Annotated in this window: 23 protein-coding genes; 15 read left to right on the forward strand and 8 right to left on the reverse strand. The window is 66.7% G+C overall.

What is annotated here, in order from left to right:
- Window positions 1–16: 16 nt before the first annotated feature.
- From ARC78_RS06655 to ARC78_RS06680, 6 genes are all read left to right on the forward strand, one after another.
- A complete protein-coding gene (locus ARC78_RS06655; protein ID WP_054659688.1) occupies window positions 17–1489 on the forward strand; it encodes an NAD(P)H-hydrate dehydratase in 1473 nt (490 codons plus the stop codon).
- A gap of 8 nt (window positions 1490–1497) precedes the next feature.
- Window positions 1498–1977, forward strand: a complete 480-nt coding sequence (gene tsaE, locus ARC78_RS06660) for a tRNA (adenosine(37)-N6)-threonylcarbamoyltransferase complex ATPase subunit type 1 TsaE (protein ID WP_054659692.1) — start codon at window positions 1498–1500, stop codon at window positions 1975–1977.
- 79 nt (window positions 1978–2056) lie between these two features.
- On the forward strand, window positions 2057–3619 hold the full coding sequence (locus ARC78_RS06665) for an N-acetylmuramoyl-L-alanine amidase (protein WP_057505968.1): 1563 nt from the start codon (window positions 2057–2059) through the stop codon (window positions 3617–3619).
- Between the two features lie 204 nt (window positions 3620–3823).
- Window positions 3824–5686 (forward strand): DNA mismatch repair endonuclease MutL, encoded by a 1863-nt coding sequence (gene mutL, locus ARC78_RS06670; RefSeq protein ID WP_057505969.1) that lies wholly within the window; start codon window positions 3824–3826, stop codon window positions 5684–5686.
- Between the two features lie 2 nt (window positions 5687–5688).
- Entirely contained in the window at window positions 5689–6630 is a 942-nt protein-coding gene (locus tag ARC78_RS06675) for a DUF1684 domain-containing protein (RefSeq protein WP_083468472.1), read from the forward strand.
- Window positions 6627–7580 carry a TraB/GumN family protein gene (locus tag ARC78_RS06680; protein WP_089153156.1) on the forward strand — a complete coding sequence of 318 codons (954 nt, stop codon included), beginning with the start codon at window positions 6627–6629 and terminating at the stop codon, window positions 7578–7580. The genes ARC78_RS06675 and ARC78_RS06680 overlap by 4 nt, the downstream gene beginning before the upstream one ends.
- A gap of 58 nt (window positions 7581–7638) precedes the next feature.
- On the opposite strand, the gene phaR is transcribed toward ARC78_RS06680, so the two are convergent.
- From phaR to gluQRS, 3 genes are all read right to left on the reverse strand, one after another.
- A complete protein-coding gene (phaR, locus tag ARC78_RS06685; protein WP_054658987.1) occupies window positions 7639–8157 on the reverse strand; it encodes a polyhydroxyalkanoate synthesis repressor PhaR in 519 nt (172 codons plus the stop codon).
- Between the two features lie 146 nt (window positions 8158–8303).
- The gene (phbB, locus tag ARC78_RS06690) at window positions 8304–9044 is read right to left on the reverse strand and encodes a beta-ketoacyl-ACP reductase (RefSeq protein WP_054658988.1); all 741 of its coding nucleotides are present in this window, start codon (window positions 9042–9044) and stop codon (window positions 8304–8306) included.
- A gap of 56 nt (window positions 9045–9100) precedes the next feature.
- A complete protein-coding gene (gluQRS, locus tag ARC78_RS06695) occupies window positions 9101–9988 on the reverse strand; it encodes a tRNA glutamyl-Q(34) synthetase GluQRS (protein WP_054658989.1) in 888 nt (295 codons plus the stop codon).
- A gap of 92 nt (window positions 9989–10080) precedes the next feature.
- Between gluQRS and htpX the strand changes: the two genes are divergently transcribed.
- Window positions 10081–10947: a protease HtpX gene (htpX, locus tag ARC78_RS06700; protein ID WP_054658990.1), complete on the forward strand. Its 867-nt coding sequence runs from the start codon at window positions 10081–10083 to the stop codon at window positions 10945–10947.
- A 209-nt stretch (window positions 10948–11156) separates the two neighbouring features.
- On the opposite strand, the gene ARC78_RS06705 is transcribed toward htpX, so the two are convergent.
- Window positions 11157–11984, reverse strand: coding sequence for an inositol monophosphatase family protein (locus tag ARC78_RS06705; RefSeq protein WP_054658991.1), 828 nt, complete (start codon window positions 11982–11984; stop codon window positions 11157–11159).
- A 119-nt stretch (window positions 11985–12103) separates the two neighbouring features.
- Here ARC78_RS06705 and ARC78_RS06710 point away from each other — a divergent pair, with 119 nt between their 5' ends.
- Genes ARC78_RS06710 through ARC78_RS06720 form a run of 3 tightly spaced genes read left to right on the forward strand, consistent with a single transcriptional unit; the run spans window position 12104 to window position 15994 of the window.
- Window positions 12104–12874, forward strand: coding sequence for an RNA methyltransferase (locus ARC78_RS06710; protein WP_057505970.1), 771 nt, complete (start codon window positions 12104–12106; stop codon window positions 12872–12874).
- 52 nt (window positions 12875–12926) lie between these two features.
- Window positions 12927–13853 carry a phosphate/phosphite/phosphonate ABC transporter substrate-binding protein gene (locus tag ARC78_RS06715; RefSeq protein ID WP_054658699.1) on the forward strand — a complete coding sequence of 309 codons (927 nt, stop codon included), beginning with the start codon at window positions 12927–12929 and terminating at the stop codon, window positions 13851–13853.
- Complete coding sequence (locus ARC78_RS06720; protein WP_054658697.1) at window positions 13850–15994, forward strand: putative bifunctional diguanylate cyclase/phosphodiesterase; 2145 nt, start codon at window positions 13850–13852, stop codon at window positions 15992–15994. The genes ARC78_RS06715 and ARC78_RS06720 overlap by 4 nt, the downstream gene beginning before the upstream one ends.
- 1 nt (window position 15995) lies before the next feature.
- Here the strand turns inward: ARC78_RS06720 and epmB are convergent, their stop codons facing one another.
- Entirely contained in the window at window positions 15996–17024 is a 1029-nt protein-coding gene (gene epmB / locus ARC78_RS06725) for an EF-P beta-lysylation protein EpmB (RefSeq protein ID WP_054658695.1), read from the reverse strand.
- Between the two features lie 100 nt (window positions 17025–17124).
- Here epmB and efp point away from each other — a divergent pair, with 100 nt between their 5' ends.
- The 5 genes from efp (at window position 17125) to ARC78_RS06750 (ending at window position 21304) form a co-directional block, all read left to right on the forward strand.
- Window positions 17125–17691, forward strand: coding sequence for an elongation factor P (efp, locus tag ARC78_RS06730; protein WP_054658693.1), 567 nt, complete (start codon window positions 17125–17127; stop codon window positions 17689–17691).
- Window positions 17692–17809: 118 nt separating this feature from the next.
- Entirely contained in the window at window positions 17810–19147 is a 1338-nt protein-coding gene (locus tag ARC78_RS06735) for a TRZ/ATZ family hydrolase (RefSeq protein ID WP_425480555.1), read from the forward strand.
- A gap of 43 nt (window positions 19148–19190) precedes the next feature.
- A complete protein-coding gene (gene ubiG / locus ARC78_RS06740; RefSeq protein ID WP_057505971.1) occupies window positions 19191–19913 on the forward strand; it encodes a bifunctional 2-polyprenyl-6-hydroxyphenol methylase/3-demethylubiquinol 3-O-methyltransferase UbiG in 723 nt (240 codons plus the stop codon).
- Entirely contained in the window at window positions 19910–20599 is a 690-nt protein-coding gene (locus ARC78_RS06745) for a phosphoglycolate phosphatase (protein ID WP_054658687.1), read from the forward strand. The genes ubiG and ARC78_RS06745 overlap by 4 nt, the downstream gene beginning before the upstream one ends.
- Before the next feature lie 21 nt (window positions 20600–20620).
- The gene (locus tag ARC78_RS06750) at window positions 20621–21304 is read left to right on the forward strand and encodes an isoprenoid biosynthesis enzyme family protein (protein WP_057505972.1); all 684 of its coding nucleotides are present in this window, start codon (window positions 20621–20623) and stop codon (window positions 21302–21304) included.
- A 108-nt stretch (window positions 21305–21412) separates the two neighbouring features.
- Here the strand turns inward: ARC78_RS06750 and ARC78_RS06755 are convergent, their stop codons facing one another.
- Genes ARC78_RS06755 through yidD form a run of 3 tightly spaced genes read right to left on the reverse strand, consistent with a single transcriptional unit; the run spans window position 21413 to window position 23866 of the window.
- Entirely contained in the window at window positions 21413–22264 is an 852-nt protein-coding gene (locus ARC78_RS06755) for a M23 family metallopeptidase (protein ID WP_054657575.1), read from the reverse strand.
- Window positions 22264–23610, reverse strand: coding sequence for a dihydroorotase (locus ARC78_RS06760; RefSeq protein ID WP_054657573.1), 1347 nt, complete (start codon window positions 23608–23610; stop codon window positions 22264–22266). The genes ARC78_RS06755 and ARC78_RS06760 overlap by 1 nt, the downstream gene beginning before the upstream one ends.
- 1 nt (window position 23611) lies before the next feature.
- Window positions 23612–23866, reverse strand: a complete 255-nt coding sequence (yidD, locus tag ARC78_RS16295) for a membrane protein insertion efficiency factor YidD (RefSeq protein WP_083468388.1) — start codon at window positions 23864–23866, stop codon at window positions 23612–23614.
- Window positions 23867–23935 lie beyond the last annotated feature (69 nt).

Raw genomic sequence — 23935 nt, forward strand, 5'->3', positions numbered from 1 at the left:
GTATAGAATCCGGGGCATGGACGAGCCTGTCGAACTGTTCGATACCGTCGCCGCCGGGCGCATTGATGTCCAGGCCACCGCGCTGCTGGGCGGCGATGGCTATGTGTTGATGCAGCGTGCCGGACAGGCGGCCTGGCAGTGCGTGTTGCAGCATTGGCCGCAGGCGCGGCGGCTCGTGGTGGTGTGCGGCCCGGGCAACAACGGTGGCGATGGATACGTGCTGGCGCGTCTGGCGCGCCAGTCCGGGCGCGAAGTCAGCGTGTTGCATCCGCGCGGTGCCGCTCCACGTAGCGCGCTGGCGCAGCGTGCCTGTACCGATTATCTGGCTATCGGCGGTCACGTCGAGGTATCGCCCGATTGCCTGCGGCAGGCCGAGTTGATTGTCGATGCGCTGTACGGGATCGGCTTCAGCCGTGCGCCGGAAGCGGCGGATGCGGCGCTGATCGCGGCGATCAACGCCGCCGGCGTGCCGGTACTGGCGCTGGATGTGCCCAGTGGTGTGGATGCCGACAGTGGCAAGGTTCCGGGTGAAGCGGTCCGCGCCGGGCGGGTGCTGCAGTTCATCGTCGCGCACCGCGGTTTGTACACCGGAACGGCCCTGGAGTTTGCGGGCCAACGGCTGCTGGCGGATCTGGACTTGCCGCCGCCGGCGCTGGACGGTATCGCTGCCAGCGTGCAGCGCTGGTCGAAACCGGCGCTGTCGCAGTACCTGCCGCGGCGGCGGCTCAATACCCACAAGGGCGAGTCCGGGCATGTGCTGTGCGTGGGCGGCAACCACGGTGCAGGTGGCGCGGTGATGCTGGCGGCCGAGGCGGCCTTGCGCAGTGGTGCGGGCCTGACCAGCGTGGCGACCCGTGGCGTGCATGTGGCGCCGCTGCTGGCACGGTGCCCGGAGGCGATGGCACATGGCATCGAAAATATCGCCGGGCTGGATGCTCTGCTGGCGCGTGCGAGTGTGGTGGCATTGGGGCCCGGGCTGGGCCAGGACGCGTGGGCGCAGGCGCTGTACGCGGCGGTGCTGGCCAGCGGCAAGCGGCTGGTGGTCGATGCCGATGCCTTGAATCTGCTCGCACTCGAGCCACGTCCGCTGCCGCAGGCCGTCCTGACCCCGCATCCGGGCGAGGCCGCGCGCTTGCTGGGAACCGATACCGCCAGCGTGCAGCAGGATCGCTTCGCCGCGGCGCAGGCGCTGGCCGGGCGTTACTCGGCGGTCGTGGTACTCAAGGGCGCCGGTACTGTGGTGGCCAGCCCCGGACAATTGCCGCGAGTGATCGCCGCCGGCAACCCGGGCATGGCGGTGGGGGGCATGGGGGATCTTTTGACCGGCGTCATTGCCGCGTTGTGCGCGCAGGGCCTGGCGTTGTTCGATGCCGCCAGCACCGGTGCCCTGCTGCATGCACTGGCCGGGGATGTGGCCGCACTGGACGGGGAGCGCGGGCTGCTGCCGCGTGATCTGTTGCCGCACCTGCGGGCGCTGGCCAATCCATAATGGCGACCATGATCGAACTGATTCTTCCTGACAGCGAAAGCACCGACCGGCTCGGGCAGGCGTTGGCGCAGACCCGGCCGGCACAGGCGGTGGTCCATCTGCAAGGCGACCTGGGCGCGGGCAAATCCACCCTGGCGCGCGCGCTGTTGCGTGCCCTGGGGGTGCAGGGCGCGATCCGCAGCCCGACCTACACCCTGATCGAGCGTTATCCGCTGGCAACCGGCGAGGCGTGGCATCTGGACCTGTACCGGATCGGCAATGCGGGCGAGCTGGATTTCCTCGGGCTGGACGAAGGCAGCGCCGATCTGTGGCTGGTCGAATGGCCCGAGCGCGGGGCCGGCGGCCTGCCGCCGGTGGATCTGGTGATCGGGCTGGAAATCGCCGGCCACGGTCGCCGCGCCCGGTTGCGGGCACACAGCCCGGCCGGTGAATCGTGGCTGCAGCGGTTGAGTGAAATGGCCGACTTGCAGTCGCTTCCTGCCCTCTGACAACAGAAAGGTGCGGCAGGTGGCGGATTATTAAAGGAAAAGTATTGCAATTGCCGGAATGCGGTGATTGAATCCGGGCATGACTACGGGAAACCCGCTGTTCGCACTGTCGCTTGCTGTCGCCGGGCTCTGCTCGGCTGCGGTACCTGCGTGGGCGGGCGAGATCCGTGGAGTAGGGCTGCACAGCGGTAGTACCGGTACCCGGGCCGAAATCCAGCTGGCCGGGGGGGGCAGCTACAAGACCCTGAGCCTGTCCGCACCGAACCGCCTGGTCGTCGATTTTCCGGATTCCAGCGCTGTACGTGACCTCAAGCTGCCCGCTGCGACCGGCGTGGTCACCGCAGTGCGTACCGGCACTCCGACTCCGGGCACGTTCCGTGTGGTGTTCGATCTGGCCGAGTCGGTCGCGCCGTTCAAGCCCCGGATGCAGGGGCAGGGCGCGGAGTCCACGTTGCTGATCGAATGGCCGGGCGAAGCACCGGCGCGCGCTGTGGCCGCGAGTTCTGCGCCAGTTGCGCCCGCGGCACCCGCCAGCACGCCAGTACAAAACAGTGTGGATCCCCGTGCCGAGGCCGCCCGGGCTACCGCCGTACTGACCGCCGCGGTGCGCCAGCAGGCCACCTCGCCTGCGCCGGCCGTGGTTGTCAATGCAACCCCTGCACCTGTCGCCGTCAGCGCGCCGCAGAGCCAACCCTCATCGCCGGCGGCGATTCTCAATGGCCAGGGCGCAGCCGTCCCCACCACCATTGCCACTGGCAAGCCGGGCCCCGTCCCGACCGCGCAAGCCGCTGCTGCGGCCGCACCGGAGGTGGCTGCCGCAACTGCGCCGCGCCCCGTGATGCCCAGCGATGCCTCGCGTATCCGCATGCAGCCGGGTATGCGCGCCCTGGTGGTGGCGATCGACCCCGGACATGGTGGCCAGGATCCCGGTGCGATCGGCCCGACCGGCAAGCGCGAGAAGGACGTGACCTTGGCCGTGGCGCGTGAACTGGCGCGGCAGGTCAATGCCACGCCCGGACTGCGCGCGTTCCTGACCCGCGATACCGACGTATTCATCCCGTTGCCGCACCGCGCCCAGCGGGCCCGTGCGGCCAAGGCCGACATCTTCATCTCGATCCACGCCGATGCGGCTGAAAACCGCTCGGCCACCGGGTCCTCGGTGTATGTGCTCTCCACCAAGGGCGCGTCCTCGCAGCGCGCCCGCTGGCTGGCGGACAAGGAAAACGCGGCCGACCTGATCGGCGGCGTCAGCCTCAACCGCACCGAAGGCACCCTGGCCAACGTGCTGCTGGATCTGGCCCAGAGTGGCAACATGAAGGCCTCCGAGGACGCGGGCAATCACGTGCTCAGTGGCCTCAAGCGCATCGGCAAAAACCACAAGCCGAACATCGAGCGGGCCAACTTCGCCGTGCTGCGGACCTCGGATATGCCGGCGATGCTGGTGGAAACGGCCTTCATCTCCAATCCGGATGAAGAGCGCCGGCTGATCGATCCGGCCTACCAGCGCAGTATCGCCAGCGCGGTGCTCGATGGCGTGCACACTTTCTTCAGTCGCCAACCGCCGCCGGGTACGCTGTTCGCCGCCCGCGCCCAGGCGGAAATGGATGCCTCCGCCGGCACCGTGGCCGGCGGCAGCAAGTAAGCCTTCGCCGGTGTCTGTTCAAACGGCTGCCCTCGGGCGGCCGTTTGCCGTTTAACGGCGCTGCCGACAGGGCTGCAAAGTCCGCTTGCGGCGCGGTGGGCTGGCCGGGCTCGGCTATCATCTGCGCATGCATGATGTCAGCCTGATTTCCTCCCGACTTCCCTCATCGACCTTGACTGTGGCGTGCGCTACCGGCGGTGCGGTATGAACTCGATCCGTCCGCTGCCGGAGATCCTGATCAACCAGATCGCCGCCGGCGAAGTGGTCGAACGGCCCGCATCGGTGGTCAAAGAACTGGTCGAGAACGCGCTCGACGCCGGTGCCACCCGCGTCGATATCGATCTTGAAGAAGGCGGGGTGCGCCTGATCCGCATCCGTGACAACGGCGGTGGCATTGCCGCCGAGCAGTTGCCGCTGGCGGTGTCGCGCCATGCCACCAGCAAGATCGCCAGCCTGGATGATCTAGAATCGGTGGCGACACTGGGTTTCCGCGGGGAGGCGTTGCCATCGATCGCCTCGGTCAGCCGCTTCACCCTGGCCTCGCGGCGCGCCGCTGATGAGCATGGCGCCGCCTTGCAGATCGAAGGCGGCACGCTGGGTGAAGTGATGCCGCGTGCGCATGCGCCGGGCACCACCGTGGAGGTGCGCGAGCTGTTCTACAACGTGCCGGCACGGCGCAAGTTCCTGCGCGCCGAGCGCACCGAGCTGGGCCATATCGAAGAGTGGCTGCGTTCGCTGGCATTGGCGCGGCCGGATGTCGAGCTGCGGGTCTCGCACAACGGCAAGGCCTCGCGCCGCTACAAGCCCGGCGACCTGTATTCGGATGTCCGTCTCGCCGAGACACTGGGCGAGGATTTCGCCCGGCAGGCGTTGCGGGTGGACCACAGCGCCGCCGGCCTGCGCCTGCACGGCTGGATCGCCCAACCGCAGTATTCGCGCGCCAGTGCCGACCAGCAGTACCTGTACGTCAACGGTCGCCCGGTGCGCGACCGCAGCGTCAGCCATGGGGTGAAGATGGCCTATGGCGACGTGCTCTATCACGGCCGGCAGCCGGCGTATGTGCTGTTTCTGGAACTGGACCCGGCGCGGGTGGATGTCAATGTGCACCCGGCCAAGCACGAAGTGCGCTTCCGCGATGCGCGGCTGATCCACGATTTCGTCTATCGCACGCTCAAGGAGGCGCTGGCTGAAACCCGCGCGGGCATGGAACCTGGTGCGATCGCGCCGTCGCATCCGGCCGATGCGGTCGGGCAGGGGGCCGCGCCGGCAGGTTATGGCGGCGGCTACGTGCTGGGCCGTCCGCCGGGCAGCGCGGGTGCAGGAAGCAGTGGCAACTGGCAGGCACAGCAATCGCCGCTTGGCCTGCAGGTGGCCGAGGCGCCTTCGGCCTATGCGGCGCTCTACTCCTCGCCTGCAGCCGGCATTGTGCCGGCCGTCGGCGAGGCTGGTCCGGCTTTGCCGCCGACCGCCGGCGACAGTGGCGTGCCGCCGTTGGGCTACGCCATCGCCCAGCTGCACGGCATCTACATCCTGGCCGAGAACGCTGAAGGGCTGATCGTGGTGGACATGCATGCCGCGCACGAACGTATCGGCTACGAACGCCTGAAAGCCGCCCATGACGGTATCGGCCTGCACGCGCAGCCGTTGCTGGTGCCGATCACCCTGGCGGTGGGCGAGCGCGATGCCGATACCGCCGAGCGCGAAGCGGCCACGCTGGCCGAACTCGGCTTCGAGATCACCCGCTCCGGGCCGGGTTCACTGCATGTGCGCAGCATTCCTGCACTGCTGGCCAGAGCCGAGCCGGAAGGCCTGTTGCGCGATGTGCTCACCGATCTGCGCGAGCACGGCCAGAGCCGGCGTATCGCCAGTGCCCGCGACGAGCTGCTCTCGACGATGGCCTGCCATGGCGCGGTACGCGCCAACCGGCGGCTGAGCTTGCCGGAAATGAACGCGCTGTTGCGCGATATGGAAATCACCGAGCGTTCCGGGCAATGCAATCACGGCCGTCCGACCTGGGCGCGCTTTTCTCTGGTTGAAATTGATCGCTGGTTCCTGCGGGGGCGTTGAAGATGAAACATTGGGGGGGCGCGGCACTGATCGCCGCGATGCTGTTGGCCGGTTGCGGCGGCAAGGACGAGGACCGCGGGCACACCGCGCCGAAGCCCGATGCCGGGTTCGTGCGTGACAACCAGTTGTGGCGGGAGCAGCGCCTGACCGAGCTGCTGGCGGTCGATGGCTGGACCAGCCTGGTCGGCCTGCACTGGCTGGAGCTCAAGGCGCATTACATCGGCAGTGGCAGCACCAGCGGCATCCGCCTGGCGGTGGGGCCGCCGCGCATGGGCATGGTGTCCCGCGAAGGCGAGGCGCTGTGGTTCACCCCTGAGCCGGGCGTAAGCCTGCAGGTGGACGGGGTGCCGGTGAAAGGCCGCATCCGCTTCCACAGCGATGACGCCGCCGAGCCGACGTTGATCCAGTTCGATGACGGCAAAGGCACGTTGAGCCTGATCCATCGTGGCAGCCGCTATGCGCTGCGGGTCAAACATGCCGATGCGCCGGCGCGTGCGGGCTTTGGCCATCTGGACTATTGGGCGCAGGATCCGGGCTGGCGTATCACCGCCCGCTTCGTGCCGCACGATGCCGGCAAAAGTCTGCCGATCGTCGATATCACCGGGACAACCACGCAGCAGGCCAACGCCGGCGCGGTCGAATTCGAGCGTGATGGCCGCACCTGGCGGCTGGAGGCGCTGGGCGAACCCGGCCGGCCGCTGCAGATCATTTTCGCCGACCGCACCAGTGGCCGTGGCAGCTATGCCGCCGGCCGTTACATCGACCTGGAGGTGCCGGATGCTGACAGCCAGGTGGTAATCGACTTCAATCGCGCCTACAACCCGCCGTGTGCGTTCACGCCGTTTGCGACCTGTCCATTGCCGCCGCCGGAGAATCGCATGGACCTGCTGGTCGAGGCGGGCGAGAAAGCCTATGTGAAACCCAAGCAGGAGACGGCAGGATGAAATGGATGACGCGCGCGGGGCTGCTGCTGGCAACCACGATGCTGCTGGTTGCGCCATTGGCTGCAATCGCCCGGCAGGCCGAGCCGGTTGCGAAGGCGGCGCAGGCACCACCGGTGCCGTTGCTGTGGAAGGTCAGTGGCGCGCAAGGCAGCGCGGTGTACCTGCTGGGTTCCTTCCACATGCTCAAACCCACCGACTATCCCGTGTCGGCGGACGTGGACGCGGCGTTTTCCGCTTCCCGACGGCTGCTGTTCGAGCTCTCGCCCGAGGAGATGGGCTCGCCGCAGCTGGCAACGCAGATGCTGCAGGCGGCGCTGCGACGTGACGGGCGCCAGCTCAAGGATGATCTTGATGACGCCACCTGGCAGCAGCTGCAGGCCTGGGCGGCCGATAACAACATGCCCGTCGAGCGGCTGGCAGGCCTCAAGCCATGGTTTGTGGGCCTGACCATCAGCATCGCGCAGATGGCCCGGCAGGGGCTGGATCCGCAATCAGGCCTGGACCGGCATCTGATGGAGCGCGCCGCGAAGGCCGGCAAGCCGACCGATGGACTGGAGAGCGCCGCCGCGCAGATCAGCATGCTCGACGGCATGAGCGTCGAGGAGCAGCGCCAGTTGCTGCGCGAAGCGCTGGAGCAGGCCGATGAGGGGGATGCCCAAAGCCGGCGACTGCATGATGCCTGGCGTCGCGGCGATGACGGGGTGTTGTGGCGCGACATGGCCGCGCAGATGAAGCGGCAGTATCCGGAGCTGTATCGGCGGATCAATGTGGAGCGCAACGATGCTTGGCTGCCCTTGCTGCAGCCCTGGTTGCAGCAAGGGCAGGGCGACACACTGGTGGTGGTGGGCGCGTTGCACCTGCTCGGCAGTGATGGCGTGGTCGAGAAGCTGCGCGCGCGCGGCTACAAGGTCGAGCGGATCTGTTCGGCGTGCAAGCCGGCCAAGCGCTGAATCATCTGCAGATCAGATACAAAAAGGCCGACGCTTGCGTCGGCCTTTTTGATGCGGGTCAGCGGCTGCTGCGCGATTTGTTGCCCGTGGCGCCTGGCGGTGGATCGGCCGGCTTGTTGGAGGCGGCCGGAGGGCGGCCGAAACCGCCTCCCATGTTGCGCTGGAATTCCTGCCACAGCTCTAGGTTGCGCTCGGTGAGCTGGTTCATCATCGCCCACGGCGTCTGCCCGAGCAGGTTGCCCATCTGCTGGCGGAATTGCTGCTGCTGGTCCAGGAACACCTGCATGCTGCGCTCCAGATAGTTGCCCATGAAGCCCTGCAACGAATCGCCGTAAAAACGGATCAACTGGCTCAACAGCTGCGTGGACAGCATCGGCTCACCGTCCTGCTCCTTGTCGGCGATGATCTGCAACAGGACCGAGCGGGTCAGGTCTTCACCGCTCTTGGCGTCACGGACTTCAAAGGTCTCGCCATCCAGGATCAGCTGCCGCACATCTTCGATGGTGATGTAGCTGGAAATCTCGGTGTCGTAGAGCCGACGGTTGGGGTACTTCTTGATGATGCGGGTCGCAGCCATTAAGCAGTCACTCGTCACGGTATGGGCGCAGCATGGCGCAGTGCAGCAGGGCTTGCAACCGCCAAACGTACGGGTTGCAAAGGCCGGCGAATTGTTATTTGTTGCGCAGCAAGGAATGCGGTCATCGTGCAGCAAGGGGTGGAGGCTTACCAGCCCATGTGGTGGCCGCCGTTGATATCCAGGTTCGAGCCGGTGATCCAGGCTGCCTCTTCGGCCACCAGAAACGCCACCGCGTAGGCGATCTCCTCCGGCTTGCCCAGGCGCCCGGTGGGGATGTCGGCGATGATTTTGGCGCGGACCTCCTCGGGCACCGCCATCACCATGTCGGTGGCCACATAGCCGGGGGAAATGGTGTTGACGGTGATGCCGAAACCGGCGTTCTCGCGTGCCAGGGAAATGGTGAAGCCGTGCATGCCGGCCTTGGCTGCGGCGTAGTTGGCCTGGCCGTACTGGCCCTTCAGGCCGTTGATCGAGCTGATCTGGATCACCCGGCCCCAGCCGCGTTTGCGCATGCCTTCAATCACCGGGCGGGTGACGTTGAACACCGAGTTGAGGTTGGTGTTGATCACGTCGTGCCACTGCTCGGCACTCATGCGATGGAAGGTGGTGTCGCGGGTGATGCCGGCGTTGTTGATCAGGATCTCCACCGGACCGAGCGCCGCCTCCACCGAATCGATCAGCCTGCGACCGCTGGCGGGGTCGGCCACGTCGCCTTCGAACAGCGCGATGTCATATCCCTTGGCCTGCATCTTCTGCTGCCACTGCTGCGCCTTTTCGGCATTGCGGAAATTGCTGGCGACCCGGTGTCCCTGGTCGGCAAGGCGCTGGCAGATGGCGGAACCGATGCCGCCGGTACCACCGGTGACCAGTGCAACGCGGGATGTCATGGGGTGTGCTCCAGGGCGGATTCGCAGGGGAGCGGGTGATTCTAATGAAACCGCGCTCACGCCGGGTGCGAATCGACGGCGATCAAGCCGCTCTTGCGCAGCTGTGCCGGTTCAAACCCCGCAACGGCCTGTTGCAGCAGCTCCGGCAGCGTGACCGCCGCCTCGATCCTGGCCGGCTGCTGGCCCAGTGCCGCCCACAGCCAGCGCAATACCGGTAACGGCTGATCGGCGTTCACCGGCAGCGCGGCCAGGGACTTTGAGAGCTTGTGGCCGTCGCTGCCCATTACCAGCGGCAGGTGCAGGTAAGCGGGTGTCGGCAGGCCCAGCGCCCGTTGCAGGAGGATCTGCCGCGGCGTGGAGTCGATCAGGTCGGCGCCACGCACCACGTGGCTGATGCCCTGGTCGGCGTCGTCCACCACCACCGCCAGCTGGTACGCCCAGCAGCCATCGGCACGCAGCAGGACGAAGTCACCGACCTCCCTATCCACCTGCTGTTCAATCCGGCCTTGCAGGGCATCTTCGAAGGCGATGCGGCTGCCGTCCGGCACGCGCAGACGGATGGCCGGATGGGGGCGCATCTGGCTGGCCACGCAATGGCGGTGGATGCCATGTTGCATGCCCAGATCGGCCCGGCTGCAGTGGCAGTAGAAGGCCTTGCGTTGTGCGAGCAGGGTGTTGATCGCCGCGCGATAGAGGGGGTGCCGCCTGCTCTGGTACTGCACCGGCGCGTCGGACACCAAGCCGAAAGCCGTGAGGGTGGCCAGTTGCCGGTCGGCCGCACCGGCAACCTCGCGGGGCGGGTCCACGTCCTCGATCCGCACCAGCCATTGGCCTGCCGCATGGCGGGCCAGCAGCCAGCTGCCAAAGGCGGCCAGCAGGGATCCCAGGTGGAGCGGACCGGTCGGTGAGGGCGCGAAGCGGCCGCGGTAAACAGAGGAGGACATCGAAACTGAATCGTCCGTCACATTGGTGCTTGAATTCAAGCAGTACGCGCCGCAGATTTAACGCCATTCCCATCCTCACGGATATGTTTCCCATGTTTACCCGTATTGGGCTGTTTCTTCTGACCAACCTGGCGGTGCTGGTCCTGGCCAGTGTTGTCATGTCCGTTTCGGGCGTGAATCCCTCGCAGATGAGTGGCCTGCTGGTCATGGCGGCCATCTTCGGCTTCGGCGGCTCGATCATCTCGCTGCTGCTGTCCAAGTTCATGGCCAAACGCGGCACCGGCGCGGTGGTGATCACTGAGCCGCGCAACCCGACCGAGCGCTGGCTGCTGGATACGGTGGCCCGCCAGGCCAAGGCGGCGGGCATCGGCATGCCGGAAGTGGCGGTGTACGACGCGCCGGAAATCAACGCATTCGCCACCGGCGCCAACCGCAACAACGCACTGGTGGCGGTCTCCACCGGCCTGCTGCACAACATGAGCGAGGACGAGGCCGAGGCCGTGCTGGGCCACGAAATCGCCCACGTCGCCAACGGCGACATGATCACCATGGCGCTGCTGCAGGGCGTGCTGAACACCTTTGTGATCGTGCTGGCCCGCGTGGTCGGCGGCGTCATCGACAGCGCGCTGTCGGGCAATCGCGAAGGCGGTGGTCGTGGCTTTGCCTACTACATCATCGTGTTCGTGCTGGAGATGGTGTTCGGCCTGGGGGCGACGGTGATTGCGATGTGGTTCTCGCGTCATCGCGAATTCCGCGCCGACCAGGGCGGGGCCTCGCTGGCCGGCCGGCAGAAGATGATCGCCGCGCTGGAGCGGCTCAAGCTCAATCACGGCCAGAGCACGCTTCCCACGCAGATCGCCGCGTTCGGCATCGCCGGCTCCACCGCCAAGAAGCTGTTCCTTAGCCATCCGCCGCTGGATGAGCGCATCGCCGCGCTGCGGGCCTCGACGGTGGCCTGACCGGCTTCGGGCACCCTCTGGCGAGAACGCCCGGCAATGCCGGGCGTTTTTTCGTATTGGCGCGGCAGTGGCAATGGGATTGTCGCGACACGCGGCGCCGGCTTCGGGAGCGCGGTGTGGTTGGCTGCGCCCGCCGGATGGGTGTGTACACCCCAAGCAAAAACGGCACCCTTGCGGGTGCCGTTTCATCAACGCGCAAGCGGTCTCGATCAGAACTTCGGATCGAATTCAGCGGCGTAGCCGGTGTTGACGATCACCTTCTGCAGCGCCTCGCACACCTTGATGTTGCCAGCTACCACCTGTTGGGTTTCCGGGCCGCGTGAATCCATGCGGGCCAGCGTCGCGCCGCGGTAGTTGCAGACCTTGCCACCGGCTTCGCGCACCAGCAGGACGCCGGCGGCGATGTCCCAGGCTTTCACGCCGGCCTCGAAATAGGCATCGGCACGGCCACAGGCCACATAGGCCAGGTCCAATGCGGCCGAACCGGTGCGGCGTACGTCTTCTGCCTGCACCAGCAGGGTGTCGACGGTCTTGAGCTGGGTGCTGGCGCGGGCACGCTCACGCGGCGCGAAACCGGTGTGGATCATCGTGCCTTCCAGATCCTTGCGCTCCGCCACCCGGATACGGCGGTCGTTGAGCACGGCGCCATTGCCACGGCTGGCAGTGAACAGTTCGTTGCGCAGCGGGTCGAAAATCACCGCGTCGATCGGCTCGCCGTTTTCGACCAGGGCGATGGAGACGCAGTAGTGCGGGAAGCCGCGCAGGTAATTGCTGGTGCCGTCGAGCGGGTCGATCACCCACATGAAGCGGTTGACGCCCTGGATGCCGCCTTCCTCGCCGAAAATGCCGTATTCGGGGTAGGCGCGCTTGAGTTCCTTGACAATGACCTTTTCCGCATCGCCATCGACTTCGCTGGCGTAATCCATCCGACCCTTCTGTACCACGTTCAGGGCTTCAAGCTTGTTGATGTTGCGGAGCAGGACGTTGCCGGCGAGGCGTGCGGCCTTGACCATGACGGTTACGGCGGGTTTCTGCATGGCGAAAGGCTCCCGTGAAGGCAGAGATCGGATTGGCGGGGGAAAAGAGCAGGTCGGCGCAAAGGCCGTCGCGCAGTTTACCATCTACCGCTGTCCAGCTCCTGATTTTTTTTACCGCCATGTCTGCTTCCGCTCATATTCGTTTTGTTCTTGTCGGCACCCAGCATCCGGGCAATATCGGTGCGGCGGCCCGTGCCATGAAGACCATGGGGCTGTCGAGGCTGGTGCTGGTGGCCCCGGAGAACCCGCTGGATGACGTCGCGTTCCGCCGTTCGGCCGGGGCCGAGGATGTCCTGGGGGATGCCCCGGTATTTGGGGCCCTGGCCGAGGCCGTGGCCGATTGCCGCCTGGTGCTGGGCTGCACCGCGCGCGCGCGCCGGGTGCAGCTGGAAGAGCTGCTGCCGGAAGTCGCCGGGCAGCGGGCCGTCGCCAAGGCGGGGGAACCGGCGGAGGTGGCGTTCGTGTTCGGTCGCGAGCGCACGGGGCTGACCAATGACGAGCTGCAGCTGTGCCACGCCGCCGTGCATATTCCGTCGGATCCCGGGTTCAGCTCGCTGAATCTGGCGGCTGCAGTGCAGGTGCTGGCCTACGAGGTGCGTATGGCGGCGCTGGAAAGCCCCCGCGGCGCGCCGCTGGCAGCGGCCGATCAGCCCCCCGGTCAGGACGATACGCCGGCCAGCCATTCGCAGATCGAAGGCCTGTTCGGACAGCTGGGCGATACCCTGGACCAGATCGATTTCCACAAGGGCCGCGCGCCGGAATCGGCGATGCGCAAGTTGCGGCGCCTGTTCATGAAGGCCGAATTGAGCGAGCAGGAAGTGCGACTGCTGCGCGGCATCCTGTCCGATGCGCAGCGCATGGCGCGGCTGGCCGCACAGCGACATGACTGAGAGGTGAATCACGCTTCGTGATTTCCGGTACGCTTGGACGGTCAACAGGGGAGTGGCCGTTTTGGGTGTGCTGCGATGGCTGTGGGGAGCCGCGCTGGCATTGGCTGCACTGCAGCCAATCGCGGCAGCGGCGATGGAGCGTTCGGTGCTGGTACTGGGGCGGATCAGCGATGATCCGAAGGCCCACTATGACCAGCTGAAGCCTCTGCTGGACTACGTCGTCCCGCGCATGCGTGATGTGGGGATCCGTGAGGGCCGGATACTGATGGCCAAGGATGCCCAGCAGATGGCCAGCTACCTGCGTCGTGGCCGGGTGGACTGGGTTACCGAGACCTCGGGTACCGGCATGGCACTGGAGCAGCGTGCCGGCGCACGGCCGCTGCTGCTGACCGAGCGCAACGGCGTCAGCAGCTATCGGAGTGTGTTCTTCGTCCGCCGTGACAGCCCGGTCACCCGGTTGGAGGATCTGCGCGGTCGCACGCTGGCGATGCAGAGCGTGCTCTCCACCAGCGCCTACCTGGTGCCGGCGATGACCTTGCTCGATCACGGCGTGCAGCCGGAAATACTCCTCAGCCCGAAGGATGTGCCCGCCGCCGATTCGGTGGGCTATGTCTTTGCCCGGTCGGAATTGAACATCTCCACCTATGTGCACAAGCGTCTGGTCGATGCCGGCGTGATCAGCAACCTGGACTGGGAGGACGCGCGCAGTGTGCCGCCAGCGTTCCGTACGGACCTGCGGGTGATCCATCGCAGCGAACCGCTGCCGCGTGCACTGGAAATGGTGCGGCGGGATCTGGACCCGGCGGTGCGCAGGCGGTTGCAAGAGGTGCTGCTGGAGGCCAGCCGGGATCCGCAGGCCAGGGTGGCGCTGCACAAGTTTTTCGGCACGACCGGCTTCCACGCCGTGGACCCTGCCAATCAGCGTGCACTGGCCCGCCTGCGTGCCGGTCTGGTACGTGTGCGGATGGAGGTGGAATGAAACAGATCCGCTTCGGATTGCAGGCGCGCTTCCTGCTCGCGATGGCCGGAGCCTTGCTGGTGGTCGCTGCGATTGTGGCGTTGATACTGGCACGGCAGGCCGCGACGCAGCGCGAGGTGTTGCGGATCAGCGGCGAAGTGGTGGCACAGGTTCTGCAGCAGGGCGTTCGCAAGCAGGGCGTGGCGCTGGCCGAGTCGTTGGCGGAGGCGCTGGTGAATCCGCTGTACTACTCGGATCTGGATGCGATCGGCGCGGTGGTGCGCAACACCGTCAGCCAGAAGGCGGTCAGCTATGTGCTGGTGCATGATCCGGAGGGGCGTTTGATCCACGACGGTTCGATGGACGTGGCCAGCTACGGGCGGCAGATGCAGGACCCGCTGGCACAGGGCGCGATCGCCGCCACGGCGCTGCGGGTGCAGGAATCGCCGTCGGTGCTGGAGGTGGATCTGCCAATCCGCATTGGCGGGCAGCCGATTGGCGGGTTGCGGTTGGGGATGGGCCTGTCGCAGATGCAGACGCAACAGGCCGAGGCCCTGCAGATGCTTGAACTGCGCATGCGCGAGAGCGGGCGCCGGCAGCTGGGGTGGGGACTGTTGCTGATGGCGGCGCTGATCGGTTTTGCCTGCGTGATGGGCTTGTATGTGCAGCGCACGCTGGTGCGCCCGATCCGCTGGCTGGGCAGTGCGGCGCGACAGATCGAGGCCGGCGATTACCAGGTGCAGGCGCAGAGCACCCGGCTCGGCGGCGAGGTGGGAGAGCTGATCCGCACGTTCGGCCGCATGAGCCAGAGCATTGCCAAGCATGACCGGGAAGTGCGGCAGATGGCCTACACCGATGCGCTGACCGGGCTGACCAACCGGCTGGCGTTTCGCGAGGCGCTCGATCACCGGCTGCTGGGCGCGCGCGCCTCCGGTGGTGCCCTGGCCCTGCTGTTTGTCGATATCGATGAGTTCAAGCGGGTCAATGACACCCTGGGGCACGAGGCGGGCGACGAGGCGCTGCTGCAGTTCGCCCAGCGCATCGCCGGCGCGCTGGAGCAGGAGGGCGACGATGAGGCGCTGCTGGCGCGCTTTGGTGGTGATGAGTTCGTGATCCTGATCGGCGATGGCCGTGGCGCGGCGGGCAGTACCGCCACGCGGCTGGCCGAGCGCCTGGTGTGTGATCTGGGGCAGGCGCTGAATGTGCAGGGGCGCGAGATTTTCCTGGGCAGCTCCATTGGCATCACCTTGTTCCCGGAGGATGCCGGTGATGCCAGTGCGCTGCTCAAGAACGGCGACATCGCCATGTACCAGGCCAAGATGGCCGGCAAGAACTGTTTCCGCTACTACAACCGGGCGATGGATCACGCCGTGGAGCGGCGCCTGCATCTGGAGCAGGAGTTGCGCGGAGCATGGGATCGGGGCGAGCTGCGACTGGTCTATCAGCCGATATTCCGTACCCGCGACCGCATGCTGGTGGGCGCTGAAGTGCTGCTGCGCTGGCAGCATCCGGTGCTGGGCGCCATTCCACCGACGGTCTTCATCGATGTGGCCGAGCAAAGCGGGCTGATCCAGCAGCTCGGGCCCAAGGTGCTGGACGCGGCCTGCCACCAGGCACGGCAGTGGCCGCGCAATGCGTCCGGCGAGGAACTGTTTGTCTCCGTCAACATTTCACCGCGACAGTTGCGCAATGGCGATCTGATCGGCGAGGTGGGGCGTTGTCTGCGCAGTTCCGGCTTGGCCGCTTCGCGCTTGCATCTGGAGCTGACCGAAACGGCGGTGATCGGCGATGAGATGCTGGCCGCCTCTTTGCTGGAAAAGCTGCATCGCACCGGCGTGAAGGTGTGGCTGGATGATTTCGGCACCGGCTTCTCCGGCTTGAGCCATCTGCGCCAGGTGCCGGTGGACGGGGTCAAGATCGACCGCAGTTTTGTCGCCGACCTGCAGCGCGATCCGGATGATCTGGCGCTGACCACGGCGATCATCGCCATGGCCCACGCGCTGGGCATCACCGTGGTGGCCGAGGGTATCGAGCAGCAGGGCCAGTTCGATCTGCTGGAGCAGCGTGGCTGCGATCTGGCCCAGGGCTACTGGCTCAGCCGCCCGCTGGAGACGGACGATCTGGTGCGCCTGATCGACGCGACCGTCATCGAGTCCTGCTGAATCAGAGTGGACGTTTGCTGGTATCGCCGGGAAGTTCGCGCACCAGTTTCGGCACCAAGTAGCCTGACAGCCGGGCCATCAGCCCGGCATGCAGGGCGGTTGCGCGCTCGTCGCTGACTTCGAAATGGGCCACACCCTGCACCCGGTCCAGTTGATGCAGGTAATACGGCAATACCCCGGCGGCGAAGCTGCGTTCGCTCAATGCGGCCAGGGCATCCAGGTCGTCATTGACCCCGCGCAGCAGCACGGCCTGGTTCAGCAGCTGGGCACCGGTGCCGCGCAGGCGGGCGAGCGCGGCATCCACCGCCGTGTCGAATTCCTGCGCATGGTTGGCGTGGATCACGAACGCCACCGGCCAAGGGAGCTGGTCCAGCCACTGCACCAGCTCCTCATCCACCCGCTCGGGCAACACCACCGGCAGGCGGCTGTGGATGCGCAGCCGCCTGATGTGCGCGATGCCTGCCAGGGCGGTGGTCAGTTCGGCCAGTTTGGCGGTAGTCAGCGACAGCGGATCGCCGCCGGAGAGGATGATCTCGTCGATCGAGGGATCGGCGGCGATCGCGGCTACCGCGTCTTCCCAGCCGTTGCGGGCGGCGTTCTCCCCGGCATAGTCGAAATGGCGGCGGAAGCAGTAGCGGCAATGGATGGCGCAGCTGCCGGTGGCGACCAGCAGGGCGCGGCCACGGTACTTCTGGATCACGCCGGTGGCCTTCTTGGCGGCCCCATCGCCGACCGCATCGAAACTGAATCCGGGGACGACCTGCATTTCCGCGTCAATCGGCAGCACCTGCCGCAACAGCGGATCGGACGGGTCCGCGCGCCGCATCCGCGCCACAAAGCTGCGCGGTACCCGCAGCGGGAACTGCGCCAGTGCCTCGGCCGAAACTCCCAGCTCCTGGGGATCCAGCGCCAGCGCCGCCAGCAGCTGGGCCGGGTCGCGGATCGCCTGCCGCCAGTGCTCCTGCCAGCGGGGCGCAGGCAAGGGGATGACGGCTTTTTCTGGAGTGAGGGCGGGGGCTGCGGTTATCATTGGCGGTCAGAAAACAGATGCCCCACCTGACGGCGGGCGTTCCATTCTAATCCGGCCGGCCGCTCCCCGCGGCGGTTTCGTCTTTTCCAGGAGTTTCAGTATGGCCACTTACGGCATGAATGACGTCAAGAACGGGATGAAGATCCTGGTCAATAACGAACCAGCGGTCATCACCGATACCGAATACGTCAAGCCGGGCAAGGGCCAGGCGTTCACGCGCGTCAAGTACCGTCTGATCCGGTCCGGCCGCGTGCAGGAAATCACCATGAAGGCGACCGACGATCTGGAAGCCGCGGACGTGGTCGATACCGACATGCGCTTCCTGTACGCCGATGGCGAGTACTGGCACTTCATGGATCCGGAATCCTTCGAGCAGGTGCAGGCCGACAAGGCCGGCATGGGCGGCGCCGAGAAGTGGCTCAAGGGCGAGGAGGACTGCGTGGTCACGCTGTTCAACGGCCAGCCGATCTTCGTGCAGCCGCCGAACTTCGTCGAACTGAAGATCACCGAGACCGATCCGGGCGTGCGGGGTGACACCTCCGGTGGCGGCGGCAAACCGGCCACGCTGGAGACCGGGGCGGTGGTCCGTGTGCCGCTGTTCGTCAACCAGGATGAAATCATCAAGGTTGATACGCGTTCGGGCGAATACTCCGCGCGCGTCAAGTAAGCAACACGATGCAGGCGCCGCCACCCTTCACCCACAGCTTCGCGCTGCAGGTGTGGGGGATGCGGCGCCTGTTCGCATCCGGCGTCCGCCGGAACCTGTCCTGTAGGTGGTGATGACCGTGAGTGAAGTGCAACCCCAGCCATGTGATCTTCTGATCGAAGCCGGTTACGTGGTGCCGATCGAGCCGCATGCGGTGGTGCTGGAAGACCACGCCGTGGCGGTGGCCGATGGCACGATCGTGGCAGTGTTGCCGCGCGCCGAAGCGCGCCAGCGATTCAGGGCCAAAGAAGTGGTGTCGCGCCCGGAAGCGGCGCTGATCCCGGGCCTGGTCAATGCGCACACGCACAACCCGATGACGCTGCTGCGTGGCGTGGCCGACGACCTGCCATTGATGACGTGGCTGCGCGAGCACATCTGGCCGGTGGAAGCGGCGGTGATCGGACCGGAGTTCGTCGCCGATGGCACCCGTCTGGCCATTGCCGAGATGCTGCGCGGTGGCACCACCTGCGCCAACGAGAACTACTTCTTCGCCGACGTGCAGGCTGCGGTGTACCGGCAGCACGGCTTCCGCGCGCTGGTGGGTTCGGTGATCATCGATTTCCCCAGCGCCTGGGCCAGGAGCGATGATGAATACTTCGCCCGTGCCGCCGAGCTGCACGATGCCTGGCGCGGCGATGCGCTGATCGGCACCGCGTTTGCGCCACACGCGCCCTATACGGTGAACGATGCCAACTTCGAGCGGGTGCGGATGCTGTCCGACCAGCTCGATATGCGGGTGCATCTGCACACGCATGAAACCGCGCAGGAAGTCAGCGACTCGATCAAGCTGCACGGCCAGCGCCCGCTGGCGCGGCTGGACCGGCTGGGGCTGGTCAACGAGCGCCTGATCGCGGTGCATATGACTCAGCTGACCGAGGCCGAGATCCACCTGTGCGCCGAACGGGGCGTCAGCGTGGTGCATTGTCCGGAATCGAATCTGAAGCTGGCCTCGGGCTTCTGCCCGGCCTGCGCGCTGGCAAAGGCCGGCGTGAACCTGGCCATCGGTACCGACGGCTGCGCCAGCAACAACGATCTGGACATGTTCAGCGAGAACCGCACCGCGGCGATCCTGGCCAAGGCTGTGGCTAACGATGCCACCGCGCTGGATGCGGCGACCACGTTGCGTGCGGCCACGCTGGGCGGCGCACGCGCGCTGGGCTTTGGCGACCGCATCGGCTCGATCGAGGTCGGCAAACAGGCCGATCTGGCCTGCGTGGACCTGTCGGCGCTGGAGACCCAACCCCTGCATCACGTGCTGTCGCAGCTGGTGTATGCCGCCGGTCGCCACCAGGTCAGCGATGTCTGGATTGCAGGCAGGCCCAAGCTGGTCCAGCGTCAGCTGGTCGATATGGACATTGCCGCGATCACCGCCAATGCGCGCCAGTGGCGCGACCGCATCCGTACCATCCGCGCCTGACCGCGCAACCGGCCGCCACGCGCGGCCGCAAGAGGAAACCGATATGAGCGCAGCTTCCAGCTCCACCAATTTCGATCAGGCCGAACTGGACAAGTTCGCCGCGCTGGCCAACCGCTGGTGGGACGCGGATGGCCCGCAAAAGCCGCTGCACGCGCTCAACCCGGTGCGGCTGAAATACGTTTCCGATCGCGTCATGCTGCGCGGCGCCAAGGTGCTGGACATCGGCTGCGGCGGCGGCCTGCTCAGCGAGGCGCTGGCCAAAGAAGGCGCGAACGTCACCGCGATCGATCTGGCGCCGGAACTGGTCAAGGTCGCGCGCCTGCATGGCCTGGAGTCGGGCGTGCAGGTCTATTACCGGGTGCAGGCCGCCGAGGATCTGGCCGCCGAGCAGCCCGGTGCGTTCGACGTGGTCACCTGCATGGAAATGCTCGAGCACGTGCCGGACCCGGGCGCGATCATCGCCGCCTGCCAGCGCCTGCTGCGTCCGGGCGGCAAGCTGTTCCTGTCCACCATCAACCGCACCGCGGCGGCCTTTGCGGTGGCCATTGTCGGCGCCGAGTACATTGCCCGGTTGCTGCCCAAGGGCACGCACCACTACCAGGAATTCATCAAGCCGGCCGAGCTGGGCGCATGGTTGCGCGAGGCCGACCTGTCGCTGCAGGACGTGTCCGGCATGGCCTACGAGCCGTGGCGCAACCGCGCCCGCCTGAGCAGCCGCACCGACATCAATTACCTGGCCTACGCGGTCAAACCGGAACAGGCATGACTTCGGCGGCGTTTCCGGCGGCGGTGCTGTTCGATCTGGACGGCACCTTGCTGGACAGTGCACCGGATTTCGTCGCCACCGCCAACCGTATGCGCGAGGCGCGACAGATGCCGCCGGTGGCTCCGGAGCAGCTGCGGCCGGTAGTGTCCAAAGGCTCGCGGGCGATGCTGGAAGTGGCCTTCCCGCAGATGGCAGAGAGCGAGCGGCATGCGCTGATCCCGGAATTCCTGGACATCTACGAGTCGCTGATCGGCCAGTACGCGCGCCTGTTCGACGGTATCGAGCCGATGCTCGAGGCGTTGGAACAGGCCGGTGCCCGCTGGGGCATTGTCACCAACAAGCCGGAGTATCTGGCGCGGCTGATCGTGCCGCAGCTGGGCTGGGAGCAACGTTGCGCAGTACTGATCGGCGGTGACACGCTGGCCGAACGCAAGCCGCACCCGCTGCCATTGCAGGTGGCGGCGCAACGCATCGGTATGGCCGTGACGAGCTGTGTCTACGTGGGCGATGACGAGCGCGATATCGTCGCCGCCCGTGCAGCCGGGATGCCCTCGGTGGCGGCGTTGTGGGGGTACCGGCTGGACGACGATGACCCGGCCACCTGGGAGGCCAACCGCATCTGCACGCTGCCACATGAACTGTGCCAGCCGGCGGCGTGGCCGACCGTTTATCGGGCTTCGGTCTGATCCAATTATTCGAGGTATGACGTGAGTAGTGCGCTGGACAGCTTCCTGGACAAATGGCGTGCGCGGTGGCCGGAATGGACCTTCGTGGAGCGTTTCGTCGATGAGGCCGATCGTGCCCGTGCGGTGGCGTGGTTCGCGCTGCTGCAGGAGTTCGATGACATGCTCAATACAACCGGTGATACCACGCCGGTCGATGCCAAGCTGGCCTGGTGGGGCGAGGAGCTGCGCAGCTGGAACACGCAGCGTTCGCGTCATCCGCTGGGGCGGGTGCTGGAACCGGTGCGTGCGCCCTGGGCGCAGTTGGCCGACGCCTTGCCTGGCCTGATCGCTGCCCGGGCACGTCCGGCTGACGCGGCGCAGGCGCGCAGCAGTCTGTCGGCCTATGCTGCGGCCGTTGCCGCGGTGGAAGCGGCCGTGTTCAACACGGCGTCGCTGCCGGCTGCCGCCGACGCGGTGCTGACGCAGACCCTGGCGCAACGTGTGCAGGAGTTGGGTGTGGCCGCCGCGCCGCAGGAGTTCAGTGGCGAAACGGCGTGGGAGAAGGTGCTGCAGGCCGGCTGGCCGGCCCGTGTGCCCGGTCCGCGGCCGCGCCGCATCTACGCGGCCCTGGCGCGTGGCCGCCTGCAGGCCCGCCTGCGCGGTGGCGAGTATCAGCCCAGCCCGGCGGGACTGCTGTGGCGCAGCTGGTGGGCTGCGCGCGGTTGAGCGTTGTGTGTCAAATCACCACGAACGCGCCGCCCCGCATCCGCGGGCGTTCAGTGGCGTGAGTGCGCGGGCGCGCTGCCGCATGCCCGTGTGGTGAATGCTCGGCGGTTACTTGCCGCGTTCCAGCACAAGCAGTGGATCGATGCGGGTGTCGAACCAGTTCATCCCCCAATGCAGGTGTGGTCCGGTCGCTCGTCCGGTGGCACCGACGGCGGCAACGGTCTGCCCCTGCGCGATGCGGTCGCCCACCTTCACGTCGATCCGCGACAGGTGCAGGAAGTTGGAGCTGATGCCGAAGCCATGATCCAGCACCAGGGTGCCGCCGGTCAGGTACAGGTCCGGGTTGGCGAAGGTGACGATGCCGGCCGCCGGGGCCTTCACCGGGGTACCGGTGGCGGCGGCGATATCCATGCCCGAATGGCCGGCGCCGGGTTGCCCGTTGTAAACGCGGGCGTTGCCGAAGCGGCCGCTGATGCGCCCCTGTACCGGCCAGAGGAAGGTCTGGGTGAAGTCGGTGCGGTTGTCATCACGCTTGCGTGATTCGGTCACCAGCGCCTGCTCGCGGGCAATGCGTTCGGCGATGGCCGGCGGCGGATTCACCGTCTTCGGCGGTACGCCATTGACGTGCTCGGTCGGCCAGTCACGCGCAGTCACCACGATTGAAATGGTCTCGCTGCCGCCCTCCGGGCGCTGCACCTGTACCTGCAACGGGCCCTTTTCATCGCGTCCGACACCGAGCACCACGCTGCCATAACCGCTGACCCGCAGCTCGCGGCCCGCGTAGCGGACCGTGCTGCCGGCCGGCACCTTGCCGATCACCATCGCACCCTGCGAAACGCTGGCCGGGAACACCACGCGGCTGTCGAGCAGGTTGCCGATGTCATCCTGCGCCTGTGCCGCCGGCGCGGTGAGCAGGGGCGTGGCCAGCAGCAGCGCCCCGAACAGAAATACCTTGCGCATCAACGATCGTAGGTCATGCGCTGGCCGGCCGGTGCACCGACCAGCTTGCTGCCATCCCACACCCGCTGGCCGTTGACCCAGGTGGAGGCGATGCGCGAGCGGAAGGTGGTGCCTTCAAACGGCGACCAGCCGCACTTGGACAGCACGTCCTCGCGCTTCACCGTGAACGGCACATCTTCCACCAGTACCAGATCGGCGAAATAGCCTTCGCGCAGGAAGCCGCGTTCTTCCACGTCGAACAGCTGCGCCGGAGCGTGGGCGAACTTCTGTACCACCTGTTCGCGGGTGAGCTTGCCCTCGTGCACGCGCTCCAGCGCCGCGACCAGCGCGTACTGCACCAGCGGCAGGCCGGACGGTGCCTGCGCGTAGGGCTTCTGCTTCTCTTCCCAGGTATGCGGGGCGTGGTCGGTGGCCAGCACGTCCAGCACGTCATCGGCCAGCGCGGCGGTGATCGCCTCGCGGTCGGACACGTCCTTGATCGCCGGGTTGCACTTGATCAGGTTGCCCTTGGTCGCGTAATCGGGGCGGGCGAAGTGCAGGAAGTGCACGCAGGTCTCGGCGGTGATCTGCTTGCGGCTGCCGTCGGCGCGGATCAGCGGACCCTTCTCGAACAGCGCCAATTCGTCGGCGGTGGAGATGTGCAGCACGTGCAGGCGGGTACCGTGCTTGCGTGCCAGCGACATCGCCAGTCGGGTGGATTTGAGGCAGGCCTCACGCGAGCGGATATCCGGGTGCATCTCCGGGGTCAGCGCATCGCCGTACTTTTCCTGGAAGGCCTTCAGGTTGGCGTCGATCATCGGCGTGTCTTCGCAGTGCGTGATGATCGGGGTCGGGCATTCGCGGAAGATCGCGTCCAGGGTTTCCGGGTTGTCGACCAGCATGTTGCCGGTGGAGGCTCCCATGAACACCTTCACGCCTGGTGCCTTCTTCGGGTCCAGGGCGCGGATCGCATCGAGGTTGTCGTTGCTGGCGCCGTGATAGAAACCGTAATTGGCCCAGGCCCGGCCTTTGGCCAGTTCGTACTTGGCTTCGAGGATGGTCGAATCCAGGGTCGGCGGGTTGGTGTTGGGCATGTCCATGAAGCTGGTCAGGCCGCCGGCCACGGCCGCGGCCGATTCGCTGGCGATGTCGCCCTTGTGGGTCAGGCCCGGTTCGCGGAAGTGCACCTGGTCATCGATCATGCCCGGCAGCAGCCAGCGCCCGGCCGCATCCACCACCTGCTCACCGTCACGCGGGGTCAGGCCGCTGCCGATCTGCGCGATGCGGTCGTTCTCGATGCGCAGGTCGCCGTTGAAGGTGCGGCCTTCGTTGACCATGCGGGCATTGCGGATGAGCGTGGAGGGCATGTCAGTGTTTTCCTGTGCAGCGGCAAGAGGGGTCGTCGGCGCGCTTGGGGACGGAGTCGAGGCCGCCCGGATGGAACGGGTGGCAACGCCCCAGCCGTCGCAGCGTCAACCAGCAGCCACGCAACGGGCCATGGACGGAGATGGCTTCCATCCCGTATTCGGAGCAACTGGGGACAAAACGGCAGCGCGGCCCGAGCAGGGGGCTGATGAGGCGCTTGTACAAGCGCAGTACGGCAATGAGAAGGCGGCCGATCACCCGTTAATGATATGCCAGTTGGCATTGCCGCAGGATTTGTCGCAGGATGCGCGAGGGTTGCCGATGTGG

This window comes from Stenotrophomonas pictorum JCM 9942 (genome assembly GCF_001431585.1).
Lineage (GTDB): Bacteria > Pseudomonadota > Gammaproteobacteria > Xanthomonadales > Xanthomonadaceae > Stenotrophomonas > Stenotrophomonas pictorum.

Coding starts and splice junctions, on each gene's coding strand:
- ARC78_RS06655 (WP_054659688.1), top strand. CDS start 17: ATGGACGAGCCTGTCGAACTGTTCGATACCGTCGCCGCCGGGCGCATT.
- phbB (WP_054658988.1), bottom strand. CDS start 9,044: ATGACATCCCGCGTTGCACTGGTCACCGGTGGTACCGGCGGCATCGGT.
- ARC78_RS06745 (WP_054658687.1), top strand. CDS start 19,910: ATGACTTCGGCGGCGTTTCCGGCGGCGGTGCTGTTCGATCTGGACGGC.
- mutL (WP_057505969.1), top strand. CDS start 3,824: ATGAACTCGATCCGTCCGCTGCCGGAGATCCTGATCAACCAGATCGCC.
- ARC78_RS06680 (WP_089153156.1), top strand. CDS start 6,627: ATGAAATGGATGACGCGCGCGGGGCTGCTGCTGGCAACCACGATGCTG.
- tsaE (WP_054659692.1), top strand. CDS start 1,498: ATGATCGAACTGATTCTTCCTGACAGCGAAAGCACCGACCGGCTCGGG.
- ubiG (WP_057505971.1), top strand. CDS start 19,191: ATGAGCGCAGCTTCCAGCTCCACCAATTTCGATCAGGCCGAACTGGAC.
- ARC78_RS06665 (WP_057505968.1), top strand. CDS start 2,057: ATGACTACGGGAAACCCGCTGTTCGCACTGTCGCTTGCTGTCGCCGGG.
- ARC78_RS06720 (WP_054658697.1), top strand. CDS start 13,850: ATGAAACAGATCCGCTTCGGATTGCAGGCGCGCTTCCTGCTCGCGATG.
- ARC78_RS06755 (WP_054657575.1), bottom strand. CDS start 22,264: ATGCGCAAGGTATTTCTGTTCGGGGCGCTGCTGCTGGCCACGCCCCTG.
- phaR (WP_054658987.1), bottom strand. CDS start 8,157: ATGGCTGCGACCCGCATCATCAAGAAGTACCCCAACCGTCGGCTCTAC.
- gluQRS (WP_054658989.1), bottom strand. CDS start 9,988: ATGTCCTCCTCTGTTTACCGCGGCCGCTTCGCGCCCTCACCGACCGGT.
- ARC78_RS06710 (WP_057505970.1), top strand. CDS start 12,104: ATGTCTGCTTCCGCTCATATTCGTTTTGTTCTTGTCGGCACCCAGCAT.
- htpX (WP_054658990.1), top strand. CDS start 10,081: ATGTTTACCCGTATTGGGCTGTTTCTTCTGACCAACCTGGCGGTGCTG.
- epmB (WP_054658695.1), bottom strand. CDS start 17,024: ATGATAACCGCAGCCCCCGCCCTCACTCCAGAAAAAGCCGTCATCCCC.
- ARC78_RS06705 (WP_054658991.1), bottom strand. CDS start 11,984: ATGCAGAAACCCGCCGTAACCGTCATGGTCAAGGCCGCACGCCTCGCC.
- ARC78_RS06675 (WP_083468472.1), top strand. CDS start 5,689: ATGAAACATTGGGGGGGCGCGGCACTGATCGCCGCGATGCTGTTGGCC.
- efp (WP_054658693.1), top strand. CDS start 17,125: ATGGCCACTTACGGCATGAATGACGTCAAGAACGGGATGAAGATCCTG.
- ARC78_RS06760 (WP_054657573.1), bottom strand. CDS start 23,610: ATGCCCTCCACGCTCATCCGCAATGCCCGCATGGTCAACGAAGGCCGC.